Below are 16,898 nucleotides of genomic sequence, written 5' to 3'. Positions count from 1 at the left end.
AGAATCGCGAGCACAACCGGCCGGGTCTTCCCGTCCCGGTTTTTTGTGCAAGCCGCCCGCCAAACGGAACTTCGCCATGCCAAGACGCACTGACATCAAGTCGATCCTGATCATCGGGGCCGGCCCCATCGTCATTGGCCAGGCCTGCGAGTTCGACTATTCCGGCACCCAGGCCTGCAAGGCGCTGAAGGAGGAAGGTTTCCGCGTCATCCTGGTCAATTCCAACCCGGCCACCATCATGACCGATCCGGAACTGGCCGACGCCACCTATATCGAGCCGATCACGCCCGAGGTGGTCGCCAAGATCATCGCCAAGGAGCGGCCCGACGCGCTGCTGCCGACCATGGGCGGCCAGACCGCGCTCAACACCGCGCTGTCGCTGCGCCGCATGGGCGTGCTCGAGCGCTACAATGTCGAGATGATCGGCGCCGACGCCACGGCCATCGACAAGGCCGAGGACCGCGCGCTGTTCCGCGAGGCGATGGGCAAGATCGGCCTGGAAACGCCGAAGTCGATGCTGGCCAACGCCACCGACGTCAAGAACGCCGACCGCAAGACGCATGAGGCCGAGCGCGCCGCCCTGAAGGCCGAGAAGCCGGACAATCTCGACGCCGCGCTCGACGCGCTGGAAACCCGCTGGAACCTCGGCGAAGGCGACCGCAAGCAGCGCTACATCAGCCACGCCATGGCGATCGCCGCCCAGGCGCTCGACCATGTCGGCCTGCCCGCCATCATCCGCCCCTCCTTCACCATGGGCGGCACCGGCGGCGGCATCGCCTACAACAGGGCCGAATTCTACGAGATCGTCCAGTCCGGCCTCGACGCCTCGCCGACCACCGAAGTGCTGATCGAGGAAAGCGTGCTCGGCTGGAAGGAGTATGAGATGGAGGTCGTCCGCGACAAGGCGGACAATTGCATCATCGTCTGCTCGATCGAGAACATCGACCCGATGGGCGTGCATACGGGCGACTCGATCACCGTCGCCCCTGCCCTGACGCTCACCGACAAAGAGTATCAGATGATGCGCAACGCCTCGATCGCGGTGCTGCGCGAGATCGGCGTCGAGACCGGCGGCTCCAACGTGCAGTTCGCCGTCAACCCGGCCGATGGCCGCCTTGTCGTCATCGAGATGAACCCGCGCGTCTCGCGCTCTTCCGCCCTGGCCTCGAAGGCGACCGGTTTCCCCATCGCCAAGATCGCCGCCAAGCTCGCCGTCGGCTACACGCTGGACGAGCTGGAGAACGACATCACCGGCGGCGCCACGCCCGCCTCCTTCGAGCCGTCGATCGATTATGTCGTCACAAAAATCCCGCGCTTCGCCTTCGAGAAATTCCCCGGCGCCGAGCCGGTGCTGACCACCGCCATGAAGTCGGTCGGCGAAGTGATGGCCATCGGCCGCACTTTTCAGGAATCGCTGCAGAAGGCCTTGCGTGGCCTCGAAACCGGCCTGACCGGCCTCGACGAGATCGAGATCCCCGGCCTCGGCCACGGGGCGGCAGTTGCCAACCATGCCGACGACCGCAACGCCATCCGCGCCGCACTCGGCACGCCGACGCCCGACCGGCTGCGCATGGTGGCGCAGGCGATCCGCATGGGCACCTCGCTGGAAGACGTGCACGCCATGTGCAAGATCGACCCGTGGTTCCTCGAACAGATCGCCGGCATCCTCGCCATGGAAGCGCGCATCCGCGAACACGGCATCCCGCAGGATGCCGTCAATCTGCGCATGCTGAAGGCGATGGGCTTCTCCGATGCCCGCCTCGCCTCGCTGACGAAGACCGACGCGGAAGTCGTTCAGAAGATTCGCGAAAAGCTCGACGTTCATCCGGTTTACAAACGCATAGACACCTGCGCGGCCGAGTTCGCCTCGCCCACCGCCTACATGTACTCGACCTATGAAGTGCCCTTCGCCGGCGCGCTCGCCAACGAGGCCCAGGTCTCGTCGCGCAAGAAGGTCGTCATCCTCGGCGGCGGCCCGAACCGCATCGGCCAGGGCATCGAGTTCGACTATTGCTGCTGCCATGCCGCCTTCGCGCTGCGCGACGCCGGCTATGAAGCGATCATGATCAACTGCAACCCGGAGACGGTCTCGACCGACTACGACACGTCGGACCGGCTCTATTTCGAGCCGTTGACGGCGGAGGACGTGCTGGAGATCCTGCGCGCCGAGCAGGCGTCGGGCGAACTGGTCGGCGTCATCGTCCAGTTCGGCGGCCAGACGCCGCTGAAGCTCGCCGACGCGCTGGAGAAGGCCGGCATCCCGATCCTCGGCACCTCGCCCGACATGATCGATCTGGCGGAGGACCGCGACCGTTTCCAGAAGCTGTTGCACAAGCTCAACCTCAGCCAGCCGAAGAACGGCATCGCCTATTCGGTCGAGCAGGCCCGCCTCGTCGCCGGCGAACTCGGCTTCCCCTTGGTGGTGCGTCCCTCCTATGTGCTCGGCGGCCGCGCCATGCAGATCATCCATGACGAGGGCATGCTGCAATCCTATCTGCTCGACACCGTGCCCGGCCTGGTGCCGGAGGACATCAAGCAGAAATACCCCAACGACAAGACCGGCCAGATCAACACGCTCCTGGGCAAGAACCCGCTGCTGTTCGACACCTATCTGTCAGGCGCCATCGAGGTCGACGTCGACTGCCTCTGCGACGGCAAGGCGACCTTCGTCTCCGGCATTCTGGAGCACATCGAGGAAGCCGGCATCCACTCGGGCGACTCGGCCTGCTCGCTCCCCGTTCACTCGCTGCCTTCGGAACTGGTCGACGAGCTGGAGCGCCAGACGGCGGCGCTTGCCCGCGCGCTCAATGTCGGCGGGCTGATGAACGTGCAGTACGCGATCAAGGACGGCACGGTCTATGTGCTGGAGGTCAACCCGCGCGCGTCAAGAACCGTGCCTTTCGTCGCCAAGACCATCGGCCGTCCCATAGCCAAGATCGCGGCCCGCATCATGGCCGGGGAGACGCTGGAAGACGCCTTCGCCCATTACGGCGCCATGCCGGATGCGCGCAACCCCGGCCACATCGCGGTCAAGGAAGCCGTCTTCCCCTTCGCCCGCTTCCCCGGCGTCGACATATTGCTCGGCCCGGAAATGCGCTCGACCGGCGAAGTCATGGGCCTCGACCGCGATTTCGCGCTCGCCTTCGCCAAGAGCCAGCTCGGCGCGGGTGTTGATCTCCCCCGCGCGGGCACGCTGTTCGTCTCGGTGCGTGACGAGGACAAGAAGGGCATCTTGCCGGCGGTCAAGCGCCTGGCCGGCCTCGGCTTCAAGGTGCTGGCCACCTCAGGCACGCAGCGCTTCCTCGCCGAAAACGGCGTCGTGGCCGAGAAGATCAACAAGGTGCTGGAAGGCCGCCCCCACATCGAAGACGCGATCCGCAACCGCCAGGTGCAGATCGTGTTCAACACGACGGACGGCCAGAAGGCGGTGTCGGATTCGAAATCGCTGCGGCGTGCCACACTGATGCAGAAAGTGCCGTATTACACGACGCTGTCGGGTGCGGCGGCGGTTGCCGAGGCGATTGCAGCGCTGAAGGCAGGGAGCCTGGAGGTCAGGCCGCTGCAGGAGTATTTTGCTTAGGCGACTAGCTCCCTTCTCCCCGTTCAACGGGGAGAAGGTGCCGGCAGGCAGATGAGGGGCAGCGGCTACTCAGGCTCATTTTGAACTGGAATTGGCAATTCACGTAAAAGTCTTAAGACGTCATCGTAACGAGACCTTTGCAAAACCCTCATCCGTTCGATGAGTGAAGGAACTTGAGCCTCGCCCATACGATTTTGGACGAAACGGATTTGGCTATCGGACCTGCCGTAGACCAACTTGTCGGCGGCACCGACAACAGCAGCGTTTGTGGCGCTAACCAGCTTGTCTTCCCCAATACGCTTAATCTTTTCAATAAGAGCTCGGTCGTTGACCCCAACGAATAGCTTTCGCGGCCCAATTGGCACGATGACGTGTGATTCTGCACTCCCGAGTACGTTGGTATAGATTACCGGTCGATCCGACGTCAGGAGCTCGTGGACAGCTCTATCCACTGTCAACACTGACCACTCCATCGCTGCCAATCCAGATATCAATCTTTCGTTCGACATCAAATTTTTTGCGTGCCTAATGGCACGAGGCGCAGCTTTCGCTAGGAATTCGTCAGTCATTTGCTCGAAAGTTCGAGCCTCATTTTCGCGCTTTAGTGCCTGAAAGATATTCTCAAAACCTGGGGCGATCGTCGAAGATAGCTCTGTGATGTTTTCGCGCAGCATTCTAATATCCGAGGGCATTCGCGACAAAAGCGTGGCAAGAAAACCCGACCAAGCGAGGCGTTGTGCAACCGAGAATTCTCCACCGTTAAGCATGGTCTGAAGCGCATCAGCAGCCTTGCTATCGATTGGGGAGAGAAACTCGCGCTCCATCTCATGCGCGACTTCGTCAGGCAGACCTTGAATGGCGTAAAGCCTCGATATGTAACCCGTGCCCTCTGGGTGAACTCGCTTAGGCTTCACCTGATTGCCGAAAGGCTTACTGAATTCGATCAGCCGACCATCAGTTTGAGCCCAGCGTTTCAAGTAGAAGACCGGCAAGAAATGGTGCTTGATCGGTTGACCCGCTCGCATTCACGTCAACTCTGGAAATCTATAAATCAAAAACGGATCAACCTGTAACATGTCCCCTCGTTGCCGCGACGTCGATAATGTTTCAACAGCTGCGCTAAATTAAAACGAGGAAGTGACACAGCCAAGATTCAAGTTACGGTGATGCTCTGAGTCTTGGGGTGGGCACATGTCAACGAAACTGGTGCGCCAGAAGGTTGCAGAATTCCTGAAAACAGACGACCCAGGAGTGCTCTGCATCCGAGGCAATTGGGGCACGGGCAAGACCTACACTTGGAACGATGAGCTGGAGAAAGCTGCAAAGGTCAAGGGCGGTATAGGTTTAGAAAAATATGCCTATGTGTCTCTCTTTGGGCTGAACAGCATCGAGGAAGTGCAGCGCCACATTGCGACCCAGACGATCAAGCGAGAACGGATAGGCCAGCCTTTCGATGCGACCAACCTTACCGCTGCCTACGAAGACGGTGTGACGCTTGTAAAGAAGTTAGCTGGCCGGTTCGGCGGTTTCTTAGGCGATGGCTACTATGGTGCCGCTGCATCGCTAATGACACTGCTTATTCGCAATCGCCTCATTTGCATAGACGACCTTGAACGCAAGGGAGAGCACTTGCGGAGCGGGGACGTTCTTGGGCTAATTTCGCAGTTGACGGAGGAGCGTCATTGCAAAGTAGCCCTTCTTTTGAATGACGAGCGACTGGATGATCGCCCACAGTTCGAGGGATTCCTTGAAAAGGTCGTCGACCTCAACCTGCGCTTCATACCCTCCGCAAGTGAATCTGCTGCGACTGCTCTCGATAACCTGAAAGCTGCTCCAATTCCAACAGACGAAGTTCGCGAGCAAACCATCCTGCTCGGAATCGACAATATCCGCGTCATTCAGAAGATTTATAGCATCGTAAGCGATATAGCTCCGATGCTCGAAGACTATAAGCCTGGCGTGTTGAGGGCGGTAACGAAATCACTGGTGCTATTTGGATGGTGTAACTACCAGCCTGAGATGGCACCGACCCTGAATTTTTTAAAGGCGATTGGAGAGTATTCCTTCGCAACGCAGCCCCCGAACGAAGAGGTTGCCAAGCTGCGGGAAAAATGGGAGCCGAAACTAAGGCAATATGGCTTCACCCATACTGACGATTTCGACCTTGTCCTAATGGACGGTATTATCAATGGGTATTTCGATCCGGACGTGGTGGCTGTTTATGCGACCGAACTCAACAAAATCGAGCAGTCCGCCGAGGCGAATGCCAAGCTGGAAAAGGCATGGGATTCATATCGCAACTCGTTCGATGACAATGGAGAGGAATTAGTCGCTGAGCTTATGGAGTGCTTTGAGGCCAACGCGCAGTTTTATTCCCTAGGCACAACATCGCAGCTCATCGACTTGTTTGGCAGGATTGGGCACCAGGAAGAGGCGAAAAAGGTTTTTGACCTTTATGAAATGGCGCACGATGGCGATGTGAGCGCTTTTGACGTTGAGCGCCTTTTCCGCTTTGGCATGGAACTGCCTAAGGACATTCTTGCAAGGGTAATGAAAGCTAGAGAGGGCGTGAAGCCTGATCTCTCCAATGATGCGCTTTTCTTGGGTTTGAAAGAGGCCGGATTCGGTTCGGATATTGCGGCGCAATTGGCAAAACTACCGGTAGAGGAATACGTGCGGGTGCTCACGAGCCATCGCAACGAAGAGCTTAGGAAAATACGCGAAGGCCTCACGGACTATCTCAATGTCTCAAACCCGACCAATATCGCTATAGAAATCATGTCCCGTGCAGCCGATGCGCTCCAAATTATAGCAGCACGAAGCCCACTGGACAGTGCCAGAGCCCACACTTGGCAGTTAATACAATGGCAGAAAAAGTTTGGACGGCTGCCAGATGCAGAGCTCGCTGTCATTCCAAAGGCGACAGACGCCCCGGAAGAGGCTGCGCCTGCCGCTTGATTGGTCGGACGCCTATGGCGAAGTGCATCCAATGGCGACAAGGGCACACAGTTCTCCGAGAAAATAGGAGGGGACTTGCGGTTCTCAAGCCACCGCCACACACTCAATCTCGATATCAAACTCCATCGGCCAAGACGCCACCGGCACAAAACTCCGCGCCGGCGGGTTGACGTTGAAATACTTCGCGTAAACCCGGTTGATGGCGTTGTAGAAGCCGGAATTGACGGCGTAGATGCGCACCATCACCACGTTTTCCAGCGAGGTGCCGGCCGCCTCCAGGCAATGTTTCAGCGCCTTCAGCGACGCCTCGGTCTGCACCTCGATGTCGCCGCGCACCATCTCGCCGGTCACCATGTCCACCGGCGGCGTCGCCGAGATGAACACGAAGCCGTTGGCCTTCACCGCCGTCGAACAGGGCAGGCCGAGGGCCCGCACCTTGTCCGACATGACCGGCACTTCGATGACTTCCTTCTTCATGGCAATCTCTCCGTTTGCGGGGGAGCTTATAGCGCTACCGGCCAAACGCCAGCGCCGAGGCATGGTCCAGGGTTCACGCCACCGCCACGCACTCGATCTCGATGTCGAACTCCATCGGCCATGACGCCACCGGCACGAAGGTCCGCGACGGCGGGTTTTCGGGAAAATGCCTGGCATAGACCCGGTTGATGGCGTTGTAGAAGCCGGAATTGACGGCATAGACGCGCACCATCACCACGTTTTCCAGCGAGGTACCCGCCGCTTCCAGGCAATGTTTCAGCGCCTGGAGCGAGGCCTCGGTCTGCACCTCGATGTCGCCCTTGACCAGCCTGCCGGTCGAGATATCGAGCGGCGGCGTGCCAGACACGAAGACCAGCCCCGCGCCCCTGGTCACCAGCGAGAGCGGCACGCCGAGCGCCCGCACGGCCGCCGACAGCACCGGCACTTCGACAACTTCCTTCTTCATGGCATTCTCCCCAGGGGTTTGCGGGGCAGCTTATCCGGCCACCGGCCGAACGCCAGCGCCGATGCATGGTCCAGCGCTCACCCCTGCCCCGGATACGGCGTGCCGTCCTTGTGCAAAAACCGCCCATCCGAACTCGGGCTCATCATGTCGATGTCGGAGCACGTGATGACATCGTCCGGGTTGCGCGAGCCGACCTCGAGGTAGCGGGCTGTAACCGACGACCGGTTGATCATGTGATGGCCGTTGCCGCTGTTCTTGGCGAAGGCAGCACTGTCGCCCGCCTTGAGCAGCGTCTCGCCGCCATCCTCAACCAGCGTCAACTCGCCTTCCAGCACATAGACGAGTTCATCCTCATGGCTGTGCCAGTGGCGCTGGCTCGACCAGCCCCCGGGCGGGAGTGTCATCAAATTGACGCCGAAATCGCTGAGGCCGCCGGCATCGCCGAGGCGCCGGCGGGTACGGGTGGCGCAAGCGGCATCGAAGGGCGCGGGGTAACCGGAACCTTGGCGGACGGGGACGGATGCGAGGTCGATCTTGGGCATGGGTGCTCCCGTGGATTAGTGGGGGAAGTCTATGGCACTGCGGGCGCCGGCACAGAGCCACTTTGCGGCAGCGGGTTGCCAGGCTATTGCAGCCGTCGGAGATTGGCCGAAGCGCCCCCAGCTTCGTCATCCTAGGGCGTAGCAGCCGCGGAGCGGCGTCGCGGAGACCCTGGGATCCATGCCGCGACATCCACGAGAGGCACAGCGGCGCAGAATTCTGCACCGCTGCAACGCACAGGAGTCCCGGCATGGATCCTCGGGTCTGCGCCGCCCGTGGATGACGAAGCGAGGGATGGCTCAGCCAGTCTCGGCACACGGTCAACCCGCGATCCCCTAATGCACCGCCGCCAAATCCCTGACATGCATCTCATGCATCTTCAGCGTCGCCAGCGTCTTCTTGGCAAACTCCTTCAGCGCCGGGTCGTCGCCGGACTGGGCGTAGGTGGAGAACATCGCTACCGCCTGCTTGTGCGCCTGTGTCTGCAAGGTGATGTATTTGGCCTGGAAGGCGTCACCGTCCAGCGCCTCGAGCTGGTCGAGCATCGCCTGGTCGTTCGGCAGCAGCGGCGGACCTTCGGGCGTTACGGAAGCCGTGGTCTGGCTCGTTTCCAGCGCGGCCTTGAAATCCTGGCCGGCCTTGGTGTGGTCCTTGACCATCAGCGCGGCGAAAACCTTCACATCGGCCGCAACGCCCTTCTTCAAGGCCAGCTTGCTGCTCTCGATCTCGAAGCGGTTGGCGCTGACCAATGTCCTGGTGAAGGTGTCGGTGTCGACCTTGTTCTCCGACACGGGCGGCACGCCGGTGGACGGCGCCGCCTGCTGGGCGAAGGCCGAAGGCGCGCCGGCCACAAGGGCCAGCATGGCGATGGCAAGATGCGGTCTCATGATACTCTCCATGTCGGTGCCCTCGAAGGCCCAACGCGGCAGAAGCGGTGAGGTTGCCCCCGCAGCGTCCCTTCTCCCGTGCGGGAGAAGGGTAAGCGGCGGCCTCACGCCTGCAGTGTCACCTCACCTTCGTCCTCGCCGTCCCAGTAATGGGCGCGCGTGGCCTCGACCTTGATCATGGCCAGCCCGGGCGTGTCGGTGCCCTGCTCGAACCACTCGTCGATGTCCTCGTTCCAGTGTTCCTCGAAGGCGGCCTTGTCGCGGATGATCTCGGCCTTGCCCTCGACGGCAACCCAGAAACCATCGTCGCCCTTGAAGGCCAGCGAGACGTTGGCGTCGCGCTCGATCTCGGCCACTACCTCAGACTTCTCCCAGGTGAAGTAGTAGGACGAGCCGTCATAATCGACGTCCTGGTTATTGCTCATCGGCCGGCCGGCGATGGCGCCGCCTTCGGAATGGGTGGACAGCATGGCGACATCGATGTCGCGCATCTTCTCGGCAATTTCGGCAAGGTTTCGGTCGGGCATGGTGTGCTCCTGTCAAAGGGGTTGGCTAGGGCAACGTGCGATCTCTCCTTTGGTTCTCGGGAATTTCTCGGGCGCCAGACATTCATCCGCCGACAATCATCGGCGCGGCAATGCGGCATGCGGGAGCTGCGCACCATCACCACGCATGGTCTGTCCATCTGGACGCTATGGGCGACGAGGCCCCAGCAGAAAGGCTGTCATCACTGCGCTCACGCACGCCACCGCCAACAACGCAACGGCGCCCGAAGATCTGGCCTTTTGGCGAATTGAAACAGTTTGAGTGGACGCATTTTGAACCAGCCCGTTCAGGTCGGACCTGCTGCCATGTCGAACGGAATAGGCACGGGTCAACTCTGCGCCGAACAGAAAGATTTCTGATGAATAGTAGACCCAGAGCAGTATGACGAGCAGCCCTCCGGCCGCGCCATATGACGATGCGATCGCACTTGTGCCGATATACCAGCCGATAAGCGACTTGCCCAATGTGAACAGTGCGGCGGTCACGACAGCACCGATCCCGACATCCCGCCACTCCAAGGCACGATCCGGCAAGACTTTGTAGATAGCGGCAAACATCACGGAGATCAGGGAAAAGGATATCAGGGTGTTGATCGCGCTCAGAACAAATTCGCCGAACGGCAATTGAGCGCTGATCGTGTTGCCCAGAGCCGAGATCGCGGCGCTCGCCACCAGGGATACCAGCAACATGAAGCCGAGTGCGGCGACCAGGCCGAGACTTGCCGCACGCGCGCGCAAGAGACGCGACAGCGAGCTCCCTTTCGTTTCAACTTTCCATATTGCATTCAGGGCCTGCTGCATCTCGCCAAAGACCGCGGAGGCGGTGACGAGCAAGGTGGCCACGCCAACGATGGCCGCCAGCGTCCCCGATGATTTGCTGGATGCTCCTTCGAGCGCTGTCTGAAGCAGCGCCGCGCTTTCTGAACCCATCAGCCCCGATATCTGAGCAGACAAAGCCAACCGCGCTGCGTCATGACCAAATGCGATGCCAGCTATCGCAACGACAATTATCAGAACCGGGGCCAGCGACGTGGCGGCATAAAAGGCCATCGCCGCGCCATGACTAAGGGCATTGTCGTTGACAAAGCCGACCACGCTTTCGCGCACCAAGTCCCATGCGTTTCTAATCGTGAGTCGCACTTCGAATCCGTGAAGGAGGTCGCAAACCGTCTACTATCAATGCAGCGCATCTTCCTATGTTCCGGCCGACTTGAGCGGGAGCTTCACCGGCGATGTGAAGCGCACGATCAATGGTGCGGAAACCGTGCGCAAGGCGAGCAGGGAAGAACCCCTTCTCCCCTTGTGGGAGAAGGGAGGCCGCACCACCCTCAATGGCAGCAGGCCTCCCCATACTGCAGCTGCTCATTCCAATCGGGCCTGCCCTCCGGCGTGAAATCCATCAGGTTCCACAGGATCTCGCAGGTGCCGATGGCGCGCGGGTCCTGGCCGGGTTCCGCCGGCGCGAAGCCGAGCTCCGACGACCAGAAGTGCCTGATGCCGTCACCATCGCGGTGAAACACCGACAGCAGCGGCATCTGCGCGCCGTCGGCATCCTCGGCATTGTAGTCACGTTTGAAGCTGTTGGCGGCCGACGACACCAGCCGCATGTTGCGCCAGCCGCGATCGCGGCCGAGCGTGACGAGGTTTTCGAGCGCGGTTTTCGCCACCACGGCGAAGTTGAAGCCGGCCGCTTCGAGATGCCCGACCGCGCCGTCGAACTGGTCGAGCAGCGCCGTGCAGGACGGGCATGGCTGGTCCGGCCGGGCGAGCCTGGCCGTCCCGCCTGATATCGCCACATCGCGCGTTTCCCGCGGATGGCGCGGAAACATCATGTTGTACAGGATGAGCGAATCCCTGCCGGGCGCGAACAGCTCCGACAGTTTCATCTTCGCCGGCCTGCCACCGGCATCGAGCGCATCGAAGACATAGTCCTGGCGGACCAGCCCGCCCAGCGGCAGCGCACGCCGTGCCTCGGCCACCGCTTCCATGGCTCGGCGCAACTCGATTTCCTTCTTCAGGAGCTTTTCGCGTGCGGTGCGGTATCTGGCGGATTCGTTGGGAAAGGTGATCATGATCGGCTCCTTGGGTCCGCGCGCCGGCGTCCCGGCGCGGTTGCTGTGCGACCCAAGGACGTCTGGCCGCGATCGGTTCCGACATTCTTGCGCGGCTTGCGGAGACGATCGCCAAACCCCGGAAAGAGCGGATGATGGCTACTGCGCCGCCGGCACCGGGCAGTCCAGGTCGCCTTCCTCACAATGGAGATAGCTCTGGAGCTCCTTCAGCCGGTTCTCGGTGAGCCCCGCCTGGCAGTTGGCGACGACCATGGGATAGACGCTGCCGGCGGTTTCGCGCGGTCCGCCCTGGAAGGCACATTCGGAATTGCGGAAGGCGACCCAGGCGCGTTGCGCGTCGACCAGCAATTTCTTCGACGGCGCATTGTCCTTCAGCCGGCCCATGATCTGCTTGTAGGCCTCGTTGAGTTTCTTGTCGGCCGCATCGAAATCCTTGCCGGCGCATTGGTCCATCGTCGCCTGGTCCTGGGCATTGGCGCAGTCGGCGGCGCGCGCGGCGCCGGCAAGGAGCGGGGCCGCAAGGACCAGGGTGGCAAGGCTGGAGAGCAGAAGCCGCATCATGTTTCCTCCTGTTTCGGTCGAGACCGCAGCTTAACCGTCAAGCCATCTCGGGCAAGATGCGATGTGCCACCTTGGTGGATAGTTTCTTTCACGTGTTGGAACCCCTCCGCCTTTCCCGCATTGCCTCCATCGGCTAGGGCTTGCGGGACTGGGGAGAAGAATGCACGACGCCGACGAGATCGACCTGCGCTGCCCGCAAGTGGTGGCCGACAACGCCGCCAAGGGGCTCAGGCTGCGCGAGCGGTTCGGCCGTGGCGGCACCGAGATCGGCGTCGCGCGGGCGACCGAACTGAAGAACCGCGAGAAGCTCGCGCCGTCCACCATCCGCCGCATGGTCAGCTATTTCGCGCGCCACGAGGTCGACAAGCGCGGGAAAAACTACGGCAATGAGGACAACCCGTCAGCCGGCCACATCGCCTGGCTGCTGTGGGGCGGCGATGAGGGCCGCGCCTGGGCGCTGGAGCTCAAGAAGAAGATCGGCAACGCGCCGGATATCTAGAGAGATCGCGCAGGACGGCAGGCCCCGGAACCCCGCGCCGGGACCTGCCGTGGAAGGGCCGACACATGCCGGTGCGGCCTCCTCCTGTGCCCAGCTGATCGACGATCCCGGATCAGCCGAATGGCGTCATGACGCTTCATTAGCATGGGCAGGCGGCCGCCTCCGTGAAGCAGTTCACAGAGCACTGGGTTTTCCGCTCGGCGGCGGAGAATCGGCCGGCACCAATCGACAGGAAGCGATCGGTCCCCGGAGCAATTCCAGAAAAAGCGTGAATCTAGCCTTCCCAGGCGACCGGCGTCATCCCCAGCCGCTCGTAGAGCCGTACGGCGGCGGGATTCTCGACCGTATTGGTCTTCAGGTCGACACGGTCAGCGCCCCGGTCGCGAAAGCTGGCAAAGGCATGCCACATCAGCGCTTCGCCGATGCCCTTGCCGCGCGCCTCGGGATGAACGGCGAGGTCCTTGACGAAGGCCGACGTCCAGCACAGTGCCGCCGCCGCCAGCCGGCCCTTGGCGTCGATGACGAGGAAACACAGCGCCGGGTCGAATTCGGGGTCGCCGGAGATGCGCGGCCACCATTCGTCGAACGGGCCGTCGGCGCCGTCGTCGAACACTTCGCTCAGCAGCGCATGCAGGGGCGGCGCGTCTCCGGGCTCGAAGCAACGCATGGTAAAGCCTTCCGGCCAGTGCGGTGCAACGAGCGTCTCGTCGAGGATCTTGCGCAGCCGGATGTCGTTGAGAGCCGGCGGGCGCGGTTCGGGCATCGCGCTCAGGCGTCGGGCTGCAGGCGGCGCCGCTTGCGATCGACGCCGAGGCCGGTCGCCTCGAGCAGGCCCTTGCGCTTGGCGTCGAAATAATAGCCGGTCTGGTAGAGCCAGTCGGCCTTCTTGGCGTTGCCGTCCGCCACCAGCCAGGCGCCACGCAGATACTTGACCGCGTATTTGAGATTGGTCTCGGCGTCGAACAGGCCCTTGGCCGGCCCGTCATAGCCCATGCCGCGCGCCGTCGCGTGCTTGATCTGCATCAGTCCCCAATGGCCATTATTGTAGGCCTTGGGATTGAAGGTGCTTTCGCGGTTGACGACATGGCGCACCAGATCCACCGGCACCTGGTAAAGGGCAGCGTATTTGACGATCAGCCGGTCGACATCGCCGCGCATGCCTGTGTGCTCTTCCGGGGCGGCAGGGCTGAGCGGCGCCGACGGGAACTGCACGAGGGAAGCCGGGTTCTGCGGCACGACATAGGCCACCTGCTGCACGCCGGGCATGGCCTTCTGGCCGCCAGCGACTGCCGGCATGACGATGCCGGCTGTCGTATAGGTCTCGGCGGACTTGATCACGGGCTGAGTTGCGCTCACCGGCTGGCCTGCCTTGGAGGGCGGCGGCGCCTGCCAGGCACTGGGGCTGGCGATCATGATGGCGGGCACGGCCGGAGCCGTCGGCGTCGCGCCGGCAAAGGCCGCGGTCGCCGGCTGGCTGGCTGGCGCGACTGCTGCCTCACCTTCCGAAATGACGGCGCCAGGCGTCAGTTCGGCGGTCTGGACGGGGGCAATGCCGGAGGATTGCGGCAGCACCGAAACGGTGTCCGGCAGCGGTATGGTGAAGCCGGCATCGGTACCAGCGACAGTCGCGGTCTCGGTCAGGGACGGCGCGGCTTTCATCTGCGAGGTCGAGGTGCAGCCGCTCATGCCGGCCGCCGCCATGATCACGCCGATCGCTATAAGGGTATGTTTTGCTGGCAAGCCGCGCTCTGGTCCGGTTTGTCGGGTCGTTAAGATTTCCCTTACACCAGCGATTCCTGGGGGGCAATCGGGGCCATCTGGTGGTTTTCGGGTGGCGGGACGCGGGCGGCGATGCCATATTGTTCCTGATATGTACTGGATGGAATCCCGGATTTCGCGGCTTTGCGGAAAGGAGCGCATCATGGAAACGACATCTTCGATCACAGCCGGCCACGCAGTGTTAGAAACAGTGATCGGTTTCATGGGCATCGCCTGGAGCGAAAAGGGCCTGATCCGGCTCTGCCTGCCCGAACGCAGCCGCGAAGCAGTGGAGCGGCGGCTGATGCGCCATGCCGGCGTTTCCGCCTCCACCGCCCAGCCGTCATGGGTGATCGACCTGATCGCCTCGATCAAGGCTTACGCCGCCGGCGAGGACGTCGATTTCTCCGGCGTCCCGGTCGATCTCGACGGCGTCGACGAGTTCCGTCTCGCCATCTACGACGCGGCACGCAAACTCAGCTATGGCGAGACCACCACCTATGGCGAACTGGCCAAGCGCGCCGGCCATGCCGGCCTGCCGCGCGAAACGGGTGCCGCCCTTGGCGCCAATCCGGTGCCCCTGGTCATTCCTTGCCACCGCATCCTTGCGGCCGGCGGCAAGATCGGCGGCTTCTCCGCGCCCGGCGGCTCGGTCACCAAGGAGAAGATGCTGGCCATGGAAGGCGTGCGCGTCGGCCCGCCGCCTCCGGCGCAAGTGTCCTTCGGGTTCTAGAGGGCCTTGGTCTTGAGGTGTGTTGTGATCAGGTCAGGCAGGGCCGACATCGTTCGCGGCCGGCATCACCTGAACATCAGCACACCTTAGAGCAATTCCAGGAAAAGTGTGAGCGGTTTTCCGTCCGGAAATGCATCAAAAACAAAGAGATAGAGCGTTTCGCCGTATCCGTGAAACGGCGAAACGCTCTAGTGACGGCGCAGGAAGCGGCGGCGGAAATGGTCATTGTCCGGACGCTTGCAGTTGTAGACCGGGCAGGACTTGGTGTCGGCGCTCGGCACATAGGCCCGCGTCCTCACCTCGCCCATGGTGCAGAACTGCTGGCTCTGCACATAGCGGTCGTAGAGCGGCAGCCCCGGCACGCGCTTCGACTGGTAGCGCAGGATGACCGCGCCCTGGCGCGCGATCGTCGACTGCACCTTGCCGCAGCTCATATGCGTCGGGTCGTAGCGCGAGATCGCCTGCGCCTCGGCGGCCACCAGCGTCAGGCAGGCGGCAATCAGAATGGTTTTCATGGTCCTCTCCCCTGATCCGCTACCCAAGGACAGCGCGATTTGTGGCAACGGTTTCACCAGATTGGGGCGGCCGTTGGGCAGTCCCGCAATCACGGCTTTCTCACACAGTCTTGTTTTTCGTGCGAAAGCAGCCTATATCAGTCCCATTGATATTTCGGCCGATCGATCCGGGCCTCGCGATCTTCGCGTTTGCTGACGTCTATCTCCAAAATCTCGATGCACACCGGCTGGACTTCGGTCTGGTCAAACCAAAGCAAATGCAAGGACTATTTTTATGGCAACTGGAACGGTCAAGTGGTTCAACGCCACCAAGGGCTTCGGCTTCATCCAGCCTGACGCGGGCGGCGCGGACGTTTTCGTCCACATCTCCGCTGTCGAGCGCGCTGGACTGTCGACCCTGGTCGAAGGCCAGAAGATCAACTTCGAGATCGAGCAGGACCGCCGCACTGGCAAGTCGTCCGCTGGATCTCTGAGCAAGGCAGCCTGATTTTGCGATAGCGCGCGCCGGACGAGAGTTCGGGGCGCGCGGCAAGTCACGGATGTACTGACAGTCGCGCGAGAAGCGCGCTGGAGCGGAAAGACCCGACAAGCCGGATCAGCAGATAGCTGCCAGCCCGGACCGGACGCTCCCAATCAGGCTACCGAGGATGGGAAGGCGGGATTTATCCCGCCTTTTTGTTTGTCTGGACCACAGCCCTAACCCACCCACTCGATCGGCACATGCCCCGGATCCGCCTCGACGCGGCCAAGCCAGGCCATAACAGCCGGATAAGCGTCGAGCTGGAAGCCGCCCTGCTCGGCCGTATGCGTGTAGGCATAGAGCGCGATGTCGGCGACGCTGAAGGCGTTGCCGGCGAAGAAGGCGTTGTTCTCCAGATACTTGTTCATCACGCCCAGTGCCTTGTTGCCGCGCTCCAGCGTCACGGCCAGCCGCTCGGGCGTGGCATCCCTGGCGCGCTCTGGAAAGGTCAGCAGCGCCTTGCGCACGGCAATGTAGGGCTCGTGGCTGTATTGCTCGAAGAACAGCCATTGATAGGCGAGCCCGCGCTCGTATCTGTCCGCCGGCAGGAAGCGCGTGCCTTCGGAGAGATAGAGCAGGATGGCGTTGGATTCGGCCAGCCGGCGGCCGTCGTCGAGTTCGAGCAGCGGCACCATCGCGTTGGGGTTCTTGGCGACGAAGCCGGCCTTTCGCGTGTCGCCGGTATGCGAACTCACCTCGATCGTGGTGAAGGCGAGGCCAAGCTTGGCCATCAGCAGACGCGGCTTGTAGCAATTGCCGCTGTCGATCATGCTGTAGAGTATCATGG

18 protein-coding genes are annotated in these 16,898 nt (G+C 61.9%); 5 read left to right on the top strand and 13 right to left on the bottom strand.

The annotated features are described in order from the left end of the window. Nucleotides 1-76 precede the first annotated feature (76 nt). Nucleotides 77-3,580: a carbamoyl-phosphate synthase large subunit gene (gene carB / locus EB231_RS12360; RefSeq protein WP_172349045.1), complete on the top strand. Its 3,504-nt coding sequence runs from the start codon at nucleotides 77-79 to the stop codon at nucleotides 3,578-3,580. 65 nt (nucleotides 3,581-3,645) lie between these two features. Here carB and EB231_RS12355 read toward each other — a convergent pair whose 3' ends face one another. Beyond that, complete coding sequence (locus EB231_RS12355) at nucleotides 3,646-4,572, bottom strand: DUF4238 domain-containing protein (RefSeq protein WP_172349044.1); 927 nt, start codon at nucleotides 4,570-4,572, stop codon at nucleotides 3,646-3,648. A 199-nt stretch (nucleotides 4,573-4,771) separates the two neighbouring features. On the opposite strand from EB231_RS12355, the gene EB231_RS12350 reads away from it, so the two are divergent. Further along, nucleotides 4,772-6,538, top strand: a complete 1,767-nt coding sequence (locus EB231_RS12350; protein WP_172349043.1) for a hypothetical protein — start codon at nucleotides 4,772-4,774, stop codon at nucleotides 6,536-6,538. An 84-nt stretch (nucleotides 6,539-6,622) separates the two neighbouring features. Here EB231_RS12350 and EB231_RS12345 read toward each other — a convergent pair whose 3' ends face one another. The 8 genes from EB231_RS12345 to EB231_RS12310 all read right to left on the bottom strand — a co-directional run bounded on the left by EB231_RS12345 (nucleotide 6,623) and on the right by EB231_RS12310 (nucleotide 12,083). Next, a complete protein-coding gene (locus EB231_RS12345) occupies nucleotides 6,623-7,015 on the bottom strand; it encodes a RidA family protein (protein WP_172349042.1) in 393 nt (130 codons plus the stop codon). 73 nt (nucleotides 7,016-7,088) lie between these two features. Beyond that, entirely contained in the window at nucleotides 7,089-7,481 is a 393-nt protein-coding gene (locus EB231_RS12340) for a RidA family protein (protein ID WP_172349041.1), read from the bottom strand. A gap of 77 nt (nucleotides 7,482-7,558) precedes the next feature. Then, nucleotides 7,559-8,023 (bottom strand): cupin domain-containing protein, encoded by a 465-nt coding sequence (locus EB231_RS12335; protein ID WP_172349040.1) that lies wholly within the window; start codon nucleotides 8,021-8,023, stop codon nucleotides 7,559-7,561. A gap of 333 nt (nucleotides 8,024-8,356) precedes the next feature. Then, the gene (locus EB231_RS12330; protein WP_172349039.1) at nucleotides 8,357-8,908 is read right to left on the bottom strand and encodes a DUF4142 domain-containing protein; all 552 of its coding nucleotides are present in this window, start codon (nucleotides 8,906-8,908) and stop codon (nucleotides 8,357-8,359) included. 104 nt (nucleotides 8,909-9,012) lie between these two features. Next, on the bottom strand, nucleotides 9,013-9,435 hold the full coding sequence (locus EB231_RS12325) for a pyridoxamine 5'-phosphate oxidase family protein (protein ID WP_172349038.1): 423 nt from the start codon (nucleotides 9,433-9,435) through the stop codon (nucleotides 9,013-9,015). Between the two features lie 165 nt (nucleotides 9,436-9,600). Continuing rightward, on the bottom strand, nucleotides 9,601-10,560 hold the full coding sequence (locus EB231_RS12320; protein ID WP_340163213.1) for a YihY/virulence factor BrkB family protein: 960 nt from the start codon (nucleotides 10,558-10,560) through the stop codon (nucleotides 9,601-9,603). 221 nt (nucleotides 10,561-10,781) lie between these two features. Then, a complete protein-coding gene (locus EB231_RS12315; protein ID WP_172349036.1) occupies nucleotides 10,782-11,525 on the bottom strand; it encodes a DUF899 family protein in 744 nt (247 codons plus the stop codon). Between the two features lie 138 nt (nucleotides 11,526-11,663). Next, a complete protein-coding gene (locus tag EB231_RS12310) occupies nucleotides 11,664-12,083 on the bottom strand; it encodes a lysozyme inhibitor LprI family protein (RefSeq protein WP_172349035.1) in 420 nt (139 codons plus the stop codon). Nucleotides 12,084-12,246: 163 nt separating this feature from the next. Here EB231_RS12310 and EB231_RS12305 point away from each other — a divergent pair, with 163 nt between their 5' ends. Further along, the gene (locus tag EB231_RS12305; protein ID WP_172349034.1) at nucleotides 12,247-12,585 is read left to right on the top strand and encodes a hypothetical protein; all 339 of its coding nucleotides are present in this window, start codon (nucleotides 12,247-12,249) and stop codon (nucleotides 12,583-12,585) included. Nucleotides 12,586-12,859: 274 nt separating this feature from the next. On the opposite strand, the gene EB231_RS12300 is transcribed toward EB231_RS12305, so the two are convergent. Together EB231_RS12300 and EB231_RS12295 are read right to left on the bottom strand one after the other, a co-directional pair. Continuing rightward, on the bottom strand, nucleotides 12,860-13,348 hold the full coding sequence (locus tag EB231_RS12300) for a GNAT family N-acetyltransferase (protein WP_172349033.1): 489 nt from the start codon (nucleotides 13,346-13,348) through the stop codon (nucleotides 12,860-12,862). A 5-nt stretch (nucleotides 13,349-13,353) separates the two neighbouring features. Continuing rightward, on the bottom strand, nucleotides 13,354-14,325 hold the full coding sequence (locus tag EB231_RS12295; RefSeq protein ID WP_172349032.1) for a lytic transglycosylase domain-containing protein: 972 nt from the start codon (nucleotides 14,323-14,325) through the stop codon (nucleotides 13,354-13,356). A 181-nt stretch (nucleotides 14,326-14,506) separates the two neighbouring features. Between EB231_RS12295 and EB231_RS12290 the strand changes: the two genes are divergently transcribed. Further along, nucleotides 14,507-15,076, top strand: a complete 570-nt coding sequence (locus EB231_RS12290; RefSeq protein WP_172349031.1) for a methylated-DNA--[protein]-cysteine S-methyltransferase — start codon at nucleotides 14,507-14,509, stop codon at nucleotides 15,074-15,076. A 188-nt stretch (nucleotides 15,077-15,264) separates the two neighbouring features. Here EB231_RS12290 and EB231_RS12285 read toward each other — a convergent pair whose 3' ends face one another. Then, nucleotides 15,265-15,591 carry a hypothetical protein gene (locus EB231_RS12285; protein ID WP_172349030.1) on the bottom strand — a complete coding sequence of 109 codons (327 nt, stop codon included), beginning with the start codon at nucleotides 15,589-15,591 and terminating at the stop codon, nucleotides 15,265-15,267. Between the two features lie 274 nt (nucleotides 15,592-15,865). Here EB231_RS12285 and EB231_RS12280 point away from each other — a divergent pair, with 274 nt between their 5' ends. Continuing rightward, nucleotides 15,866-16,078 carry a cold-shock protein gene (locus EB231_RS12280; RefSeq protein WP_010910991.1) on the top strand — a complete coding sequence of 71 codons (213 nt, stop codon included), beginning with the start codon at nucleotides 15,866-15,868 and terminating at the stop codon, nucleotides 16,076-16,078. A gap of 209 nt (nucleotides 16,079-16,287) precedes the next feature. On the opposite strand, the gene EB231_RS12275 is transcribed toward EB231_RS12280, so the two are convergent. Continuing rightward, on the bottom strand, nucleotides 16,288-16,896 hold the full coding sequence (locus tag EB231_RS12275) for a glutathione S-transferase family protein (RefSeq protein ID WP_172349029.1): 609 nt from the start codon (nucleotides 16,894-16,896) through the stop codon (nucleotides 16,288-16,290). Nucleotides 16,897-16,898: the final 2 nt, after the last annotated feature.

The sequence above is a fragment of the Mesorhizobium sp. NZP2298 genome (assembly GCF_013170825.1).
Taxonomy (GTDB): Bacteria; Pseudomonadota; Alphaproteobacteria; order Rhizobiales; family Rhizobiaceae; genus Mesorhizobium.
Note: the sequence above shows the minus strand (reverse complement) of the source record. Positions and strands in the feature narration are given on the sequence as shown.

What these genes read in the sequence shown, in the direction of transcription:
- carB (WP_172349045.1), top strand. Translation starts at nt 77, where the DNA reads ATGCCAAGACGCACTGACATCAAGTCGATCCTGATCATCGGGGCCGGC.
- EB231_RS12350 (WP_172349043.1), top strand. Translation starts at nt 4,772, where the DNA reads ATGTCAACGAAACTGGTGCGCCAGAAGGTTGCAGAATTCCTGAAAACA.
- EB231_RS12345 (WP_172349042.1), bottom strand. Translation starts at nt 7,015, where the DNA reads ATGAAGAAGGAAGTCATCGAAGTGCCGGTCATGTCGGACAAGGTGCGG.
- EB231_RS12340 (WP_172349041.1), bottom strand. Translation starts at nt 7,481, where the DNA reads ATGAAGAAGGAAGTTGTCGAAGTGCCGGTGCTGTCGGCGGCCGTGCGG.
- EB231_RS12335 (WP_172349040.1), bottom strand. Translation starts at nt 8,023, where the DNA reads ATGCCCAAGATCGACCTCGCATCCGTCCCCGTCCGCCAAGGTTCCGGT.
- EB231_RS12330 (WP_172349039.1), bottom strand. Translation starts at nt 8,908, where the DNA reads ATGAGACCGCATCTTGCCATCGCCATGCTGGCCCTTGTGGCCGGCGCG.
- EB231_RS12325 (WP_172349038.1), bottom strand. Translation starts at nt 9,435, where the DNA reads ATGCCCGACCGAAACCTTGCCGAAATTGCCGAGAAGATGCGCGACATC.
- EB231_RS12315 (WP_172349036.1), bottom strand. Translation starts at nt 11,525, where the DNA reads ATGATCACCTTTCCCAACGAATCCGCCAGATACCGCACCGCACGCGAA.
- EB231_RS12310 (WP_172349035.1), bottom strand. Translation starts at nt 12,083, where the DNA reads ATGCGGCTTCTGCTCTCCAGCCTTGCCACCCTGGTCCTTGCGGCCCCG.
- EB231_RS12305 (WP_172349034.1), top strand. Translation starts at nt 12,247, where the DNA reads ATGCACGACGCCGACGAGATCGACCTGCGCTGCCCGCAAGTGGTGGCC.
- EB231_RS12300 (WP_172349033.1), bottom strand. Translation starts at nt 13,348, where the DNA reads ATGCCCGAACCGCGCCCGCCGGCTCTCAACGACATCCGGCTGCGCAAG.
- EB231_RS12290 (WP_172349031.1), top strand. Translation starts at nt 14,507, where the DNA reads ATGGAAACGACATCTTCGATCACAGCCGGCCACGCAGTGTTAGAAACA.
- EB231_RS12285 (WP_172349030.1), bottom strand. Translation starts at nt 15,591, where the DNA reads ATGAAAACCATTCTGATTGCCGCCTGCCTGACGCTGGTGGCCGCCGAG.
- EB231_RS12280 (WP_010910991.1), top strand. Translation starts at nt 15,866, where the DNA reads ATGGCAACTGGAACGGTCAAGTGGTTCAACGCCACCAAGGGCTTCGGC.
- EB231_RS12275 (WP_172349029.1), bottom strand. Translation starts at nt 16,896, where the DNA reads ATGATACTCTACAGCATGATCGACAGCGGCAATTGCTACAAGCCGCGT.